Raw genomic sequence first — 15193 nt, forward strand, 5'->3', positions numbered from 1 at the left:
CCTCCCGAGCTAACCGTCTTAGATGGTTACTACCGTGACAGCTCGTTGAATAACCTGTCAAGGCGGTTACTATGAGCGGGTGTTCACCTTCGTCAGCGGCAACCTCGCCCTCGACTTCGCGGGCACGGTCAAGGCCCGCAGCACCGCCTTCGACGACGGCCTCCGCACCCCGGCCGACCTCGCCGACTGGTTCCGCGCCGCCGAACTGCTCGACCGGGTATCCGATTGCGACGCCGCCACCTTCGAGCAGGCCGTGCGGTTGCGCGAGGCCGCGTACCGGATGGCCGTGGCCAAAGCACACGGCGAAACCTTCGCCGACCCGGACCGCCGGCTCGTCAACGAGCTCGCCAAAGGCGAAATCCCCATGCTCAACCTGCGACCCGACGGCACACTGCGCCGCTCCGGCCCGCCCGCGACCGCACTCGCCGCGATCGCCCGTGCCGCGATCGAACTCCTCGGCAGCCCGGCCACGGTGAAGGAATGCGGTCGCGACGCGTGCACCCGTCTCTACGTGGACGCCTCCCGCGGCGGCACCCGCCGCTGGTGCGATATGACCATCTGCGGCAACCGCGCCAAAAGCGCCGCCTTCCGCGCGCGGCACACCCCGGAATGAGGCACTGAGCAGCGCGTTCGGCAGATATTCAGCTCACGTTGATTCGGCTCGGCGACGCTGGAGCCGTCGCGCCCGCCGGGAGCGGCGATCCGATGCGAACTGGAGGAAACCGAATGACCACCACCCCGAATGTGCTGCTCGTGCACGGCGCCTGGGCCGACGGCTCCGCGTGGAGCAAGGTGATCGAGCGCCTGCACGACCGGGGTCTGGGCACCGTGCTCGCCAGCCAGCTGCCGCTGCGCGGCTTCGCCGAGGACGTCGCCACGGTCACCCGCGACCTGGACACCCTGACCGGGCCGACGCTGCTGGTCGGCCATTCCTACGGCGGCGCCGTGATCAGCCAAGCGGGCGCAGGACGCTCGGATGTCAGCGGCCTGGTGTTCGTCGCCGCCTTCACCCCGAACGCCGGGCAGTCCGCGTTCCAGCTCAATCAGGAATTCGGCCAAGACCTGGCCAGCGGCGCCGACCTGGTGAACATCGGTTCGGCCGAGACGCCCGACCTGATCATCGCCCGCGACCGCTACCACGCCGACTTCGCGGCCGACGCCGACCCGCGCGAGGCCGCCGTGCTCGCCGCCACGCAGAAGCCGACTTCGGTACTGTCCCTTGCCGGTTCGGGCACCGCGACCCCCGCGTGGCAGACGCTGCGGCACAACACCTGGTACCAGATCTCCGAGCTGGACCAGATGATCCACCCCGACCTCGAGACCAAGATGGCCTATCAGGTGGCCACCGAGGACCACATCGTGTCGCTGGCGACCAGCCACGCCTCGATGATCACCCAGCCGGACGCGATCGCCGACCTCATCGTGCGGGCCGCCGCCGGGTGAATCGGGTACCCCGGTCAGTCGACGGCCGACGGGGGTTCATGGGCGTCGATCAGGGCGAGATACCTTGTCGCGCCCATTCTTTCAGCCAGGTTGCGAGCTTCCCGGCGCAGTTCGGTAGCGGCTTCGGGCCGGGCCGCGGCGAGTTCGAGCAGCGCCGGGACCAACTCGACCGGTGAGTCGTAGCGGCGCAACTGCTCGACCGCCCGGCTCAGCAGGGCCGCGTCGACGCCACCCGGCGCCGCCGCGGCCAGCGCGCGCAGCGCCCGGCCCAGCGTCCCGGGAGTGTTCCACCGTTGCGCGAGTGCGTATTCCGCGGCCGCGAGTTCCGCGGCCCGGGCCTGCTCGCCGAGCCCTACCAGCTCCAGCGCAGCCGAACTGCGCCACGGAATATGCGCCGGATTGCTGATGCCCACCGCACCGACTCGGCGGCCGCAATCCAGGTAGTGCGCCACCGCCTGGCGCGAATCTCCTTGTGCCGCACAGAGCATGCCCTTGACATGGAGGACGACGGTCCACTCCCAGGTCTCCGGATTCGCCTGCGCGGCGACACTGTCGAGCCGACGTTGCGCCTCGTCGAGCCGCCCGAGACCCAGCAGCGCGTGCGCGTACTGCGCGACCAATGCCAGTGGCGGCCGGATGGATTCGTCGTCGAGCACCCCGACGGCCGGCGCGAGCACGCGCAGCGCCGGGCGGTACTCACCGCAGCGCAGCAATACTTCCGAGTGCAGGACCAGACGATAGACATCGATGGTGCCGAAATGGTGTTCCCGTGGTTGCGCGCTGAGCTGCTTCGCCAGCGCCAGATCGCCCGACCACATCGACAGGTGCGCGAGCAACCCCACCAGTTGCTGCGGCAACGCCGCCCAGCCCCGAGCCGGATCCGCCGTGGCGTGGAACCGGGCGAGCGTTTCGCGCGCGGAATACCGGACACCGAAGGCGTCGTCCCAGGTGAGCACGGCGGTGCTGATCTGATCGGTCGCTCCGGCCGCGCGCAGCTCCGCGACGAAGCCACGCCAGCTCGCGGCGGTCAACCCGGCGACCGCCCAGGAGGCGGCGCGAATATCCTGTGCCGCCGGCGGATCTCGCTGTTCGGTCTCGGCGAGCACCGTACCGAGCAATGTCATCGCAGCCGCAGCCTGCCAGCGGGTCGACATGGTCCAGGTCAGCGGGATGAGCGCGGTCGGCGCGACGCCGCGCGCACGCTGACTGTGCAGCGCCTCCTCCAGGTGTGCGCGCGCCGCCGCCGGATTGGTCCACAGCTCCAACTGGCCCAGGCGCACCAGAATGTCGTCGCGGTCGGCGGGCAGGGTGATCCGCAACGCGGCCGCCAATTGCCGTACCGCATCCGGAATCAGCCCCTGACGCAGGCATTCCTCCGCGGCGTCGAGCAGCACCACGGTCCAGCGGGCATACCTCGCGCCGACCAGATCGTGCAGGATGGCGGCCACCTGCCGGGCCGAATACCCGGCGCTGCGCGCCTGTTCGGCCGCGGCGATCCGGAACCGGTCGGCATCCTCGCGGCGGCACAGCCAGCGAATCGTGTTGCCGATCAACGGATGCTGGAACACCGGCGGCGACACCGCCGCCAGAATGCCGGTGGCGGCGAGCAATTCGCAGCGATGCCGCACCTCGCTCACCGGCTCGGCGCACGCGGCGGCGAGGATCTCGAGACTCGGCCCGACCTCCTGTAATACGGCGAGCGCGCGCAGCATGACCACACCGCGCGGCGCGTAACGGCCGAGCAGCCGGCTGATCGACCGCGAATAACAACCTTCGGGCAGGAACTCCGGGATCCGGCCGGGATCGCGCATGGTCAGCAGATCCGCGATCAGCGCACCCGCCAGCAGCGGGATGCCCGCCGTCGCCCGCTGGATCTCGGCGGCCAACCCCGGCGGGCAGAGCATGCCGGTGCGCTGTTCGTACAGGCCTTCGATCGCGGGGACACTCAGCCCACTCAGTCGCAGAATCGCGACGGCGGGCGGCTCCAGTCGTCCGTGCAGTGCGAGAACCGCCGGCTCCCAAGCACGTTCGTCCAGCGCGAGAATCAGCAGCACCGGCATGCGGCGCAACCGGGGTGCCGCCGCGGCCAGCACGCGCGCGGATCGCTCGTCCATCAGGTCTGCGCCGTCCACCACGACGACCAGCGGTGCGGCGCCACCGGAAGCTTCGAGCAGACTGGCGCACAACACTTCTGCCGCATGAGCATCGGTCTCGGCGGGCTCGAGCGCGGTCGCCGCCAGCTCGGCGATCAGCCCCAACGGCGGCGCGACGTCCCACGGCGGCGTCACATCGATCCGCCGCACCCCGGCCGACCGTCGCGCCACCTCATCGAGCAGCTGCGACTTCCCGAACCCGGGCAACCCCGAGATCACCAGCAGCCCACCACTACCCGCCGCCGCCCGCTCGACCCACGCCCCGATCTGCGCCAGCTCCCACGCCCGCTCGAACACCACGGGTGCCGCCGGATCGATCCCCGCCCGCCCACGCTGCGTGCCACCCGGCGTCGGGTACGTCGCGCCGACGGTCGGGTCGACCGAATCAGCGGGCGAATGCGCCCACCCCTCAGTGGGATACACCGGCACGCCACCGGAATGCGATGCACTCGCAACCGGGTGCGCCGAGCCCGCGAGCAGGTGCACGTTGTCCGTACTCGTATCCGCCGAGTCCACGGCGGAATACGCCGAAGCCGTGGTCGGCGCCATCGCCGCGGCAGGCCGGTGTGCGGGCTGCTCTGGCGTCCTCCTCGACGTGGCGGACGAATTCGCCGGCAGCCCTGACGGTTTCGGAGCAGCCAGCGGTCGGCGCGCCCAATCTGCGGTCAGGTGGGCCGAATCAACGCGGGCGGGGGCCGTGTCTGTTTCCGCTCCGGTGGGCTCGGTTCCGGATGCTGAACGTGGTGGCTTCGCTGCCCGCTCAGCCGAATCCACAGTTGGGGATCCGGCCGAATGCACCGGCGGCGAGGCAGGCGGTGCCGTGGGTTCCGGCCACAGGGTGGAGACGATGCCGAGGCGCTCCGTCGTGCCGGGGCGCGGCGAGTTGGCCGCGGCCGTCGCGGGCGGCCGAGAGAGTTCGGATGTTCCTCTGCCGGAGAGGATTTGCTCATGCAGCCGGCGCAGCTCCGGCCCCGGTTCGACGCCGAGTTGATCCACCAGCAGGTTGCGGGTTTCCCGGTAGACATCCAGCGCTTCGGATTGGCTGCCACGCGCGTACAGTGCCCGCATCAGCACGGCGCGCGGGCGTTCGCGCAACGGGTGTTCGGCCGTCAACACGCGCAGCCGATCGATCACCTCGTCGGAACGGCCCAGTGCCACAGCGATATCCAGGCTGTCCTCCACCACGGCGAGCCACCGCTCGGCGAGCGCCGCCCGCTGCCGCTGCGCGAAGGGGCCGGGCAGGCCGGTCAGCGGCTCACCGGCGTAGAGCGCGAGTGCGCGCGTGTAGCGATCTTCGGCGCGAACCAGGTCGCCCGCTTCGCGCGCCCGGTTCGCCTCCCCGACCAGTTTGTCGAAGACACCGAGGTCGACCTGTTCGTCATCGATCCGCAGCTGGTAGCCGCCGTGGCCGGAGAGCAGCACGGTCGGCGGGGTGCGCGGCGGGCGATCGGGCTCGAGCACGCGGCGCAGCGCGGACACATAGGTCTGGATCACGCCGACGCCGCTGGCCGGGGGCACGCCGTCGTACAGCGCCGCGAGCAGGCTGTCCGCCGAAACCCATTGCCGACGCCGGAAAGCGAGCACACTCAGCACCGCCCGACGCTGCGGCGGGCCCAGCGCCAGGACTTGGTCCCCGCGGTGCGCTTCGACTCCGTTGAGCAGCGTCAACTGAACGACGGATGGCGGGTGCGCGCCCGTGTCCACCTGGTCCATCCGTACTTCACCGTCCTGCTCCGCCACCAACCCGACCAGAGTAAGCGGACCAGCACTGTTTCACTTGGCGGCGATTTCGCGGGTGCGCAGCGCCCGTGGGACCGGTCCGCGACCAGCTCAGACCGGGCCCGCGCCACCTGAGCTGGATATTCGGCAACCCACAGGCAACCACCGGACGATCACCGCCGGGTGGTGCCTCGAACCGGCAGGTGACGCACTTCGCAGTGCACACTGCGCCCGAACACTCAGGCCGGGATCAACTCACCCGGCGCGAACCGCGGCACCGGCGGCTGAACCGGACGCAAACCCCGGGGCACCGCACGCAGGAACAGGAAGAACAGCGCAACGAGCAATACGGCCCGGCCCCACACCCCGAACTGGACGACCTTCTCCATCGTCTCGTAGGGACGACCCGAACCCAGCGCGTAGAAGTATCGGAACACGCCGACGCCAACGGCCGCGTCGGCCACCAGGTACGCCCCGATCAGCGACCACGGCACCTCTAGCAGCACCAGGAACGGCACCAGCCACAGCGTGTACTGCGGCGAATGCACCTTGTGGAACAGCAGGAACGCGCACAGCATCGCGCCGCTCACCGCGACCCACGGGAACACGCCCGTCCCGAGATACCGCTTCCAGCCCAGCCACATCGCCAGCGCGAACGCGGCGAGCACCAGGGTCGGCGACGCGAACGACACGACCTCCTGGAACACCGCCTCACTGGCGGTGTCGTGCTCGAACAAGGGCCGAAGTCCCCAGTACCAGATGGAATTCGTGGTGATGTCGGCCTGCCGCAACTGCTGGAAGGTGATCGACGCCCGCCAGCCCTCGTAGCCGGCGACGGCGAACGGCAGGTTCACCAGGACCACGGTGGCGACGGCCGCGGCGGCGGTCAGCAGCGCGCCGCGCACGTCCAGACCGCGCGTCCGGTCCGACGGCTCGTCGCGGACGCGTTCGACGCCGCCGGTCAGCACATACGCCATCAGAGGCAGCACGAAGATCCCCGGATAGAGCTTGAAACAGAAGCCGAGCCCGAGCAGGATCGCGGCCAGAATTCCCCTGGTGCGCAACGAATATCGGGTCAGCGTCGCCATCACGTAGACGGCCGCCACCGCGGTGCAGACCACCGGCAGTTCCCAGTTGTGGAAGGCATAGAGCACCAGCGGCGGTCCCGCCGCCCACAGCAGCGCCGCCCGCCCGGCGAGCCGGGCCAGCATCCACGCGGTCAGCAACGCGAACGGTGCGAGCAGCAGCGCCGAATGCCGCAGGAAGTCGGCGTCGTTGTGCGCGCCGATCGCGCCGAGCCAGATCACCGTGCCGCTGAGCACCGGATATTCCACCGCGCCGCCGACCAGCGCACCGTCGTCGGTGATACCGCCGTTGATATAGGGAAAGACGTGCTCGTTGATATCGCGGCCGAGCCAGAGGAACTGGATGTCCGAATAACAGACCTCGGCATCCTTGCGGATCTCGAAGACCGCGCTGCGGCCGTCCGCCTGGAACGGCGCGCCCGCGCACCGCGCCTTGTTCGCGTACGCGAGCGCCAGCGTGAGCCCGCACAGCACGAGCACGAACGCCGCCAGCACCGCGCGCCGGCGCACCCGGCGCGCGATCAGGTCGCTGACGGCGAGTCCGGTCGGCATGAGCACCACCCTAAGTGGATCGATACCGCTGTGCCCGCGTTCCCTCGCCGACGAGATCGATTTCAGTGGGAAAGGGCTGTTCATGTAGCCTTGTCGGGTTGCTGACGCAACGACCCTCCTGCCACGGAGAGCCCGTGGCCGTTTCCTAGTCCACAGGAGGTGATTGGTCCGTGCGTCATTACGAAGTGATGGTTATCCTCGATCCCAGTCTGGACGAGCGCACCGTTGGTCCGTCTCTCGAGACGATGCTCAACGTGGTTCGTACCGAGGGCGGCAAGGTCGACAAGGTCGATATCTGGGGCCGTCGCCGGCTCGCCTACGAGATCGCCAAGCAGGCCGAAGGCATCTACGCGGTGGTCGATCTGACCGCGGAGCCCGCGACCGTGAGCGAACTCGACCGCCAGCTCGGCCTGAACGAGTCGGTGCTGCGCACCAAGGTTCTGCGCCACGACAAGTAGGCCCGCAACCCTCGATTGCGTCGGGGCCTGTCTCTAGGCTCTAGCGCAACAGCGAGACGCGGACTGCGTACCCGAGCAGGAGGAACCACATGGCAGGCGACACGGTCATCACCGTCATCGGAAACTTGACGGCCGACCCCGAGCTTCGATTCACGCCCGCGGGAGCGGCGGTGGCGAACTTCACCGTCGCGTCGACACCCCGTGTGTTCGACCGTAATTCGAACGAATGGAAAGACGGCGAGGCGCTGTTCCTGCGCTGCAACATCTGGCGCGAAGCTGCCGAAAATGTCGCCGAAAGCCTGACCCGCGGTTCCCGAGTCATCGTGAGCGGCCGGCTCAAGCAGCGCTCCTACGAAACCCGCGAGGGTGAGAAGCGCACGGTCGTCGAGCTCGAGGTCGACGAGGTCGGTCCCTCGCTGCGCTACGCCACCGCGAAGGTCAACAAGACCAGCCGCGGCGGCGGGGGCGGCGGCTTCGGCGGCGGCAGTGGTTCCGGCGGCGGAGGCAACTTCGCGCCGGCCAACTCAGGTGGTGGCGGTGGGCGTTCCGGCGGTGCCGAGGACGACCCTTGGGGCAGTGCGCCCGCGGCAGGCTCCTTCGGGGGCGGCCGCATGGATGACGAACCGCCGTTCTGACAACGGCTTTCATAGGTCCACCCCGCGTGGACCATCACTGATAACGGAGTAAAGACCATGCCTAAAGCGCCCGCGCGCGAAAAGGTGCTCAAGAAGAAGGCTTGCGCGTTCTGCAAAGAAGCCAAGTCCGGAATCGTCAACATCGACTACAAGGACACGGCGCTGCTGCGTAAGTACGTCAGCGATCGCGGCAAGATCCGCGCCCGCCGCGTCACCGGCAACTGCGTGCAGCACCAGCGTGATATCGCGGTTGCCGTCAAGAACTCGCGTGAGGTCGCTCTGCTGCCTTACGTGTCGACGGCTCGCTGAGTAAGGGAGGCACGCAAATGAAGTTGATTCTGACTGCAGACGTGGACAACCTCGGTGCGCCCGGCGACACCGTGGAGGTCAAGGACGGCTACGGCCGCAATTTCCTGCTGCCCCGCGGCCTGGCCATCGTGGCCAGCCGTGGCGCCGAGAAGCAGGTCGCGGGCATTCGCCGGGCGCAGGATGCCCGCCGGGTGCGCGACCTCGATCACGCCAACGAGCTGAAGCAGGCCATCGAGGGCCTGGAGTCGGTCTCGCTGTCGGTGAAGACGGCCGGCACCGGCAAGCTGTTCGGCTCGGTGACCCAGTCCGACGTCGCCGCGGCCATCAAGTCGGCCGGTGGCCCCGTGGTCGACAAGCGCAGCATCGAGCTGCCGAAGTCGCACATCAAGACGGTCGGCAAGCATGTCGTCGTGGTGCACCTGCACCCCGATGTGGTGGCCAAGTTCGACCTGCAGGTCGCTGCCAGCTGATTCGAGCACGTCCCGGAGACCACTCCCGCGTTCGGCGCGGGGGTGGTCTTCGTTGTGCGACGTCGGCCACTTTTGTCGGTAGCTAGTTATTAGCTACACTCACGGTCCTGCCAGACGGAACATTCTTGGCCGATCATCGCTGGTCATCGCGGTGCCGAGCGGCTCCCCTGTGGATGACCGGAGAAACCGACCGGTGGCAATGTGATTCAGCTCATATCGGCCACCCTGGCCGTTACCTCAACACGCCCGGCCGTTCAACTTCCCCGACACGCCGCGACTTTGTTCATCCACACGTGGATACGCTGGCAAATCCTGGTCTATCTGCGGCTTCCCCCGCGATGACCTGGGTTTTCCCCAAGTTGTCCACAGGGGGTGCACACCGTTGGGTGAACAGTCCCCAACTTATCCACAGCTGTGTGCACATTCTGGTTTGATGGCCGCTTGTTGGACGCCTAGGTTCGTCGCTACAGCCCGTACAAACGGTCCCCCATGTCCGGAATCAGTGGATGTCAAGACGGTAGCTGGCACCCGCGGCGGCATTCGCCGACGCCGGCCCGCTGCGCTGCCACCTCCGCGTGGGAGCCGGACAGTGGACCGAATCATCAATATGGTGAGCCCAGGTGGAGAAAGGACGGTCGAGCCGGATGGCAGTCGTCGACGACCGCGGACACGCGGACTTCCCGCCCGAACCCCCCGGCGAGGATTTCGGCAGGCAACCACCGCACGACATGGCGGCCGAACAGTCCGTGCTCGGCGGCATGCTGCTGAGCAAGGACGCCATCGCCGACGTCATCGAGGTCATGCGCCCCGGCGACTTCTACCGTCCCGCGCATCAGGCCGTCTACGACACCATCCTCGACCTGTACGGGCGCGGTGAACCCGCCGACCCCGTGACCGTCGCGGCCGGCCTGGACCGCCGCGGCGAACTCAAACGCATCGGCGGCCCGCCCTACCTGGTCACGCTCACCCAGACCGTGCCCACCGCCGCCAACGCCAGCTTCTACGCCGAGATCGTCGCCGAGAAGGCCATCCTGCGCCGCCTCGTCGAAGCCGGCACCCGCATCGTCCAGTACGGCTACGCCGGCGCCGACGGCCAGGACATCGCCGAGGTCGTCGACCGCGCCCAAGCCGAGGTCTACGAGGTCACCGAACGCCGCACCACCGAAGACTTCCTCCCGCTCGAGGAACTCCTGCAGCCCACGATGGACGAAATCGACTCCATCGCCAGCCGCGGCGGCATCTCCCTCGGCGTCCCCACCGGCTTCACCGAACTGGACGAACTCACCAACGGCCTGCACCCCGGCCAAATGATCATCGTCGCCGCCCGCCCGGGCGTGGGCAAAGCCCTCGCGCTCGACACCCCGCTCCCCACCCCCACCGGCTGGACCACCATGGGCGAGGTCCGCGTCGGCGACGAACTCCTCGGCGCCGCAGGCCGCCCCACCCGAGTGGTAGCCGCCACCGAGATCCTCACCGACCGCCCTTGCTACGAGGTCGAATTCTCCGACGGGACAGTCCTCGTCGCGGATGAGGAACATCAGTGGCTCACCGAGACGCGAGCTTCCCGTAGGTCGGCTCGCGAAGCTGCTTCCGGCAACTACAACCAGCGCACCTTCGCCGCGATCCGTACCACCGGCGAGATTGCGCGGACGTTGCGCTGCAGCACCGCCGACCGCCGGATCAACCACTCGGTGACCAACGCTCGACCGCTGCAGTTGCCCGCCCGCGACCTCCTGGTGCCGCCTTACACCCTCGGTGCCTGGCTCGGCGACGGCACCTCGGCCACCGCGCAGCTGACCACCGCGGACCCCGAAATCGTTGCGCGCATCGAAGCGGAAGGTCTGGTCGCCGTTCCATCGGCTACCGCGCGCTTGCGCTACTGCCTGCAATTGCCCGCCGACGAGCCGATCGCGTCCCGTGCGTGCGTGGTGTGCCGCGCCGAGTTCGTCCCGTTCACCAGCGAAGTCCGCACCTGTGGTCGGTCTTGCGGCGGCAAGGCGCGGCTCCACTCCGCTCCGGTGCCCACACCCACCTGCACACACTGCGGTGGTCCGTCGATCGGGCTGCGGTTGTGCCAGACGTGCCGCAACGCGATCGGCAGTGTGCAGGCTCGACTGCGCACCATCGGTGTCCTCGGCGACAAACACATCCCCGTCGCCTACCTGCGGGCATCCGAACAGCAGCGGCGTGCGCTCCTCGCCGGACTGCTCGACACCGACGGCACCGTCACCCACGGCGGCTCGGTGCAGTTCGCGGTGACCAGCGAGCGGCTGTTCCGCGACGTGCAGGAACTGGTGGTCAGCCTCGGCTACCGCTGCCACGTCTCCACGAAGCGGGTTCGGGGCCGGTCCGAGAGCTCGTCGGTCGCGTACACGATGACGTTCGCCACCGACGACGAAGTCTTCGGCCTGTATCGGAAAGCGTTGTTGCACAAGGAGCGGCGGGCCGCGCGCAACACCGCACGGTCGGGCTCGCGATACATCGTGGATGTCCGCCGGATCGAGAGCGTGCCGGTGCGCTGCGTCGAGGTCGACAATGCCGAGCATCTGTATCTGGCAGGCCGATCGATGGTGCCGACGCACAATTCCACGCTCGGCATGGATTTCATGCGGAGTTGCTCGATCAAGCATGGGTTGCCGAGCGTTATTTTTTCGCTGGAGATGAGCCGGACCGAGATCGTGATGCGTCTGCTGTCGGCGGAGGCGAAGATCAAACTCGGGGATATGCGCGCGGGGCGGATGAGTGACGACGACTGGACCAAACTCGCGCGGCGGATGAGCGAGATCAGCGAAGCGCCGCTGTTCGTCGACGATTCACCGAACCTGACCATGATGGAAATCCGGGCCAAGGCGCGACGGCTCAAACAACGCCACGACCTGAAACTAGTGGTGGTGGACTACCTCCAGCTGATGACCTCCGGTAAAAAGGTCGAATCCCGCCAGCAGGAAGTCTCGGACTTCTCGCGAAACCTGAAGCTGCTCGCCAAGGAACTCGAAGTCCCCGTGGTCGCGATCAGTCAGCTGAACCGCGGCCCCGAACAGCGCACCGACAAACGCCCCATGGTGTCCGACCTTCGCGAGTCCGGCTCGCTGGAACAGGACGCCGACATGGTTATCCTGCTGCACCGCCCAGACGCCTTCGAGCGCGATGATCCGCGCGGCGGCGAAGCCGACCTCATCCTCGGCAAACACCGAAACGGCCCCACCGCCACCATCACCGTCGCCCACCAACTGCACCTCAGCCGCTTCGTGGACATGGCCCGCGGTTAGCGGGCCTCTGTAGGGTCTCACGCCGCGCTTCATAATCTCACGATCAACTTCGTCGCTACTTCATATATGAAGCCGGTGTGAGACAACAACATCCGACGAAACCACCCACACGCCAACGGTGCACGTGACAAGCTCTCGCGAAGCACACAGCCGGATGACGAGGGCAGTTGATGAGCGGGACCGTGGCGCGGAATTCCGCCATGATGGCTGTGCGTCGGCCGCACAAAGATCAGATAGATGAGCATCTGTGGTCCAGGGTTACCGCTGACCTTCTCGCCGGTGCGGCACCATGGCGAACATTCCGGTGGCGCCACGGCCAGAAGCACTACTCGGGTACCTACTGGTCAGCGACGGAAGCCAGCCACGTCATCTATGAGTCGCGCCTCGAGCTGTCGCGCCTGCTAATCGCAGATTTCGATCGCTCGGTGAAACACATTGTGGCTCAGCCGTTTCTGCTAAGGGCAACAGTGGACCGGAAGTTACGGAAGCACATTCCCGACTATCTGCTGCTCACCGACGACGGCCCAGTCGTGGTCGACGTAAAGCCTCGTGCGCGAATGGCGCGGCCAGCCGTTCAGTCGACATTCGCATGGACGCGAGAGCTGGTCGAGTCTGTGGGATGGCGTTACGAGGTGGCCAACGAAGCCGCTCCCGTCATGGTGGAGAACGTCCGATTTCTGGCTGGTTACCGACGCCCGTGGCTGTTTGCGCCAGCGCTGCTGGCCGAGTTGCGGAACGGCATTGTTGACAACGTTCCGTTCAGAGAAGCGTGCTCGATGGTGACCAGTTGGCCTGCGCCGCTGGTGCGTTCGGCAATTCTGCACTTGATGTGGGTCCAGCACTTCGGCGTAGATGTCACCCAGCCACTCAACTCTCAGATGGTTCTAGTCAGGAGAGAAGGAACATGACGGGCATCGGTGTTCGGATCGGGGTCGGCACTCGTTTCATCTATGACGGAGAAGCAGGAGAGATCGTTGAAATGGCCACGGTCGCAGCGCAACCGATGGTGACGATACGACTGGACCGCACGCAAGCGATCGTTCGTGTCTCGGTTCGCGAGCTACTTGATTCAGGTCTTGCCCACCTTCTGCCCGACAGCCCTGTCGCAACGATCAACGGGTCAGAAGACGCTGCGGCAGTACGGCTATCGATGCTATCGGAGGTCGATCGCGCGAGCGTTGCGGACCGGGCCGCGCACGTTCGTGAGGTTTTGACGGGCTTCCAGTCAGGATCGGCCGAGTTGGGGGCACCCGGCGAACCGAGGCCCGAGTTCGATCCCCAATCGTCTCTGACCAGTAGATACAAGGCGAAAGCCGCTCAATTGGGAGTGACTGCCCGGACAATCCAGCAATGGGTGTCGGTTTACCGAGCCGACGGTGAAGCTGGACTGATTCCGCAAGTGAATGCTGGTCGCAAAGCTGTTCGGACCTCCGTTGACCAGCGATGGATAGACACGGCGTCGGAAGTAATGGCGGAACATGCCAATCAGTCGAAACCATCGCGGACGATGGTAATCGAACGGACAAACGCACGGGTGATCGGACGTTTCGGACCCGGCATAGTTGAGCAGCCTTCGCGAGCGACAGCGTTTCGCGTGCTGGAAGAGTTGGAACGTAGAAGCCCGGTGTTCCGGTTGAGCGCGAAGCGGAATCGCGACATAGCTGGGAGGCCTGGCGGCGTTTACGGACGACTCCGACCTACGCGACCAGGCGAGTACTTGTTGATGGACACGACGCGGCTAGACGTTTTCGCGTTAGATCCAGTGACGTTGCGGTGGTTGCAAGCCGAGCTAACAGTCGCTATGGACTGGTACACGCGCTGCATAGTCGGCATCCGAATCACACCAGTATCAACGAAATCGGTGGATGCGGCCGCGACCTTGTATCAGTCGTTCCGACCCCGACCTGCCGGCAAAGACTGGCCGAAGCACGCAGCATGGCCTGAGCACGGCATACCCCGGTCGCTGCTCGTCGATATAGAAGCTGTAGACGGTCCGATAAAGAGCGCGGCAAACCCCGCGATCGTGCCTGAAACGATCGTGATCGATCACGGCAAGATCTACATCTCTGAGCATCTGACCAGTGTGTGCCAGCAGATGGGTATTTCGATCCAGCCTGCGCGGCTCCGAACAGGCCGTGACAAAGGCCCGGTCGAGCGGTTCTTCCGAACGATTCGAGAGGACTTACTCCAAGCCTTGCCGGGCTACAAGGGCCCAGACATTCATTCCCGCGGGTTGGCCCCTGAATCGGAGGCGTTCTTCTACCTCGACGAGTTGGAGGAGATCATCCGTGAATGGATTGCCGTGGTCTACCATCATCGTCCGCACGACGGATTGATCGACCCACGCGTCCCAGGTTTGAGGATGTCGCCCGCAGCAATGTTCGAGCACGGTCTGGCGCGTGCCGGCTACATCGAAGCGCCGCGTGACCCCGACTTGGCCTATGACTTCCTGAAAGTCGTGTGGCGCACCATTCAGCACTACGGTGTCGAGTTCGGTGGGCGCCGCTACAACGGTTCTGCATTGGACCCGTACCGCAACACCACCAGCCCGTATGGGGGGAAACACAAGGGCGCCTGGCCGATCCACTACGACCCCGACGACATTACACGCGCCTACTTCCGCGATCTCGAAACCCGCAAATGGCACGTACTGCGCTGGGAGCACGCCCCGGTATCGGAGATGCCCTTCAGCGAAGACGCGCTGAAGTTCGCCCGGCACCTAGCGGCGGCGAAATATACCTTCCCTGACGATCGCTTGGCTGTCGCGGACCTGCTGCAACGGTGGAATCTCGGGCTCGGGTCGTCGGTTGTCGAACGTCGAATGGCACTGCGATTGTCCCGAGATGCCGCCATGATCGACGCCGCGCTGCCTGAGACCGAAGTGATAGCCCTGCCGTCGGTGGCGAAAGTCATTGGTCTCAACGCAGAAACCGTCGATCTCGAGGAGGCTGAACCGGAGGTGGTGGAACTGGATCCTGAGGGCGGAGATGACGACATTGAGGACGACGGCGACGAGGGGTCCGACGATTTCAACGACAACGATTTCTACGCCGATGCACTGGACGACGTGTGACTACATCTGATGAGACCCCAACTGAAG

11 protein-coding genes are annotated in these 15193 nt (G+C 66.5%); 9 read left to right on the plus strand and 2 right to left on the minus strand.

Annotation, left to right across the window (positions count from 1 at the left end; genetic code table 11):
* The first annotated feature begins 79 nt into the window (after positions 1-79).
* Both TY25_RS22795 and TY25_RS22800 read left to right on the plus strand, forming a co-directional pair.
* Entirely contained in the window at positions 80-613 is a 534-nt protein-coding gene (locus TY25_RS22795; protein ID WP_042259071.1) for a CGNR zinc finger domain-containing protein, read from the plus strand.
* Between the two features lie 113 nt (positions 614-726).
* Complete coding sequence (locus TY25_RS22800) at positions 727-1443, plus strand: alpha/beta fold hydrolase (protein WP_042259073.1); 717 nt, start codon at positions 727-729, stop codon at positions 1441-1443.
* A gap of 14 nt (positions 1444-1457) precedes the next feature.
* On the opposite strand, the gene TY25_RS40695 is transcribed toward TY25_RS22800, so the two are convergent.
* Positions 1458-5336 carry an AfsR/SARP family transcriptional regulator gene (locus TY25_RS40695; protein WP_052383125.1) on the minus strand — a complete coding sequence of 1293 codons (3879 nt, stop codon included), beginning with the start codon at positions 5334-5336 and terminating at the stop codon, positions 1458-1460.
* Positions 5337-5554: 218 nt separating this feature from the next.
* Complete coding sequence (locus TY25_RS22810; protein ID WP_042259194.1) at positions 5555-6952, minus strand: glycosyltransferase family 87 protein; 1398 nt, start codon at positions 6950-6952, stop codon at positions 5555-5557.
* A gap of 170 nt (positions 6953-7122) precedes the next feature.
* Here TY25_RS22810 and rpsF point away from each other — a divergent pair, with 170 nt between their 5' ends.
* The 7 genes from rpsF (at position 7123) to TY25_RS22845 (ending at position 15166) form a co-directional block, all read left to right on the plus strand.
* Positions 7123-7410, plus strand: coding sequence for a 30S ribosomal protein S6 (gene rpsF / locus TY25_RS22815; RefSeq protein ID WP_014989072.1), 288 nt, complete (start codon positions 7123-7125; stop codon positions 7408-7410).
* 89 nt (positions 7411-7499) lie between these two features.
* Positions 7500-8045 (plus strand): single-stranded DNA-binding protein, encoded by a 546-nt coding sequence (locus TY25_RS22820; protein WP_014989073.1) that lies wholly within the window; start codon positions 7500-7502, stop codon positions 8043-8045.
* 57 nt (positions 8046-8102) lie between these two features.
* A complete protein-coding gene (gene rpsR / locus TY25_RS22825; protein ID WP_014989074.1) occupies positions 8103-8354 on the plus strand; it encodes a 30S ribosomal protein S18 in 252 nt (83 codons plus the stop codon).
* 17 nt (positions 8355-8371) lie between these two features.
* Positions 8372-8824, plus strand: a complete 453-nt coding sequence (gene rplI / locus TY25_RS22830) for a 50S ribosomal protein L9 (RefSeq protein ID WP_042259075.1) — start codon at positions 8372-8374, stop codon at positions 8822-8824.
* A 644-nt stretch (positions 8825-9468) separates the two neighbouring features.
* Entirely contained in the window at positions 9469-12093 is a 2625-nt protein-coding gene (gene dnaB, locus TY25_RS22835; protein WP_042259076.1) for a replicative DNA helicase, read from the plus strand.
* Positions 12094-12263: 170 nt separating this feature from the next.
* Positions 12264-13001 (plus strand): TnsA-like heteromeric transposase endonuclease subunit, encoded by a 738-nt coding sequence (locus tag TY25_RS22840; protein ID WP_226887125.1) that lies wholly within the window; start codon positions 12264-12266, stop codon positions 12999-13001.
* Positions 12998-15166: a TnsB C-terminal domain-containing protein gene (locus TY25_RS22845; protein WP_042259078.1), complete on the plus strand. Its 2169-nt coding sequence runs from the start codon at positions 12998-13000 to the stop codon at positions 15164-15166. The genes TY25_RS22840 and TY25_RS22845 overlap by 4 nt, the downstream gene beginning before the upstream one ends.
* The last annotated feature ends 27 nt before the right edge of the window (positions 15167-15193 follow it).

Origin of the sequence: Nocardia brasiliensis NBRC 14402, from assembly GCF_000308475.2 — a bacterium.
Lineage (GTDB): Bacteria > Actinomycetota > Actinomycetes > Mycobacteriales > Mycobacteriaceae > Nocardia > Nocardia brasiliensis.

Coding starts and splice junctions, on each gene's coding strand:
- TY25_RS22800 (WP_042259073.1), top strand. CDS start 727: ATGACCACCACCCCGAATGTGCTGCTCGTGCACGGCGCCTGGGCCGAC.
- TY25_RS22810 (WP_042259194.1), bottom strand. CDS start 6,952: ATGCCGACCGGACTCGCCGTCAGCGACCTGATCGCGCGCCGGGTGCGC.
- TY25_RS22820 (WP_014989073.1), top strand. CDS start 7,500: ATGGCAGGCGACACGGTCATCACCGTCATCGGAAACTTGACGGCCGAC.
- rpsR (WP_014989074.1), top strand. CDS start 8,103: ATGCCTAAAGCGCCCGCGCGCGAAAAGGTGCTCAAGAAGAAGGCTTGC.
- rplI (WP_042259075.1), top strand. CDS start 8,372: ATGAAGTTGATTCTGACTGCAGACGTGGACAACCTCGGTGCGCCCGGC.
- dnaB (WP_042259076.1), top strand. CDS start 9,469: ATGGCAGTCGTCGACGACCGCGGACACGCGGACTTCCCGCCCGAACCC.
- TY25_RS22840 (WP_226887125.1), top strand. CDS start 12,264: ATGAGCGGGACCGTGGCGCGGAATTCCGCCATGATGGCTGTGCGTCGG.
- TY25_RS22845 (WP_042259078.1), top strand. CDS start 12,998: ATGACGGGCATCGGTGTTCGGATCGGGGTCGGCACTCGTTTCATCTAT.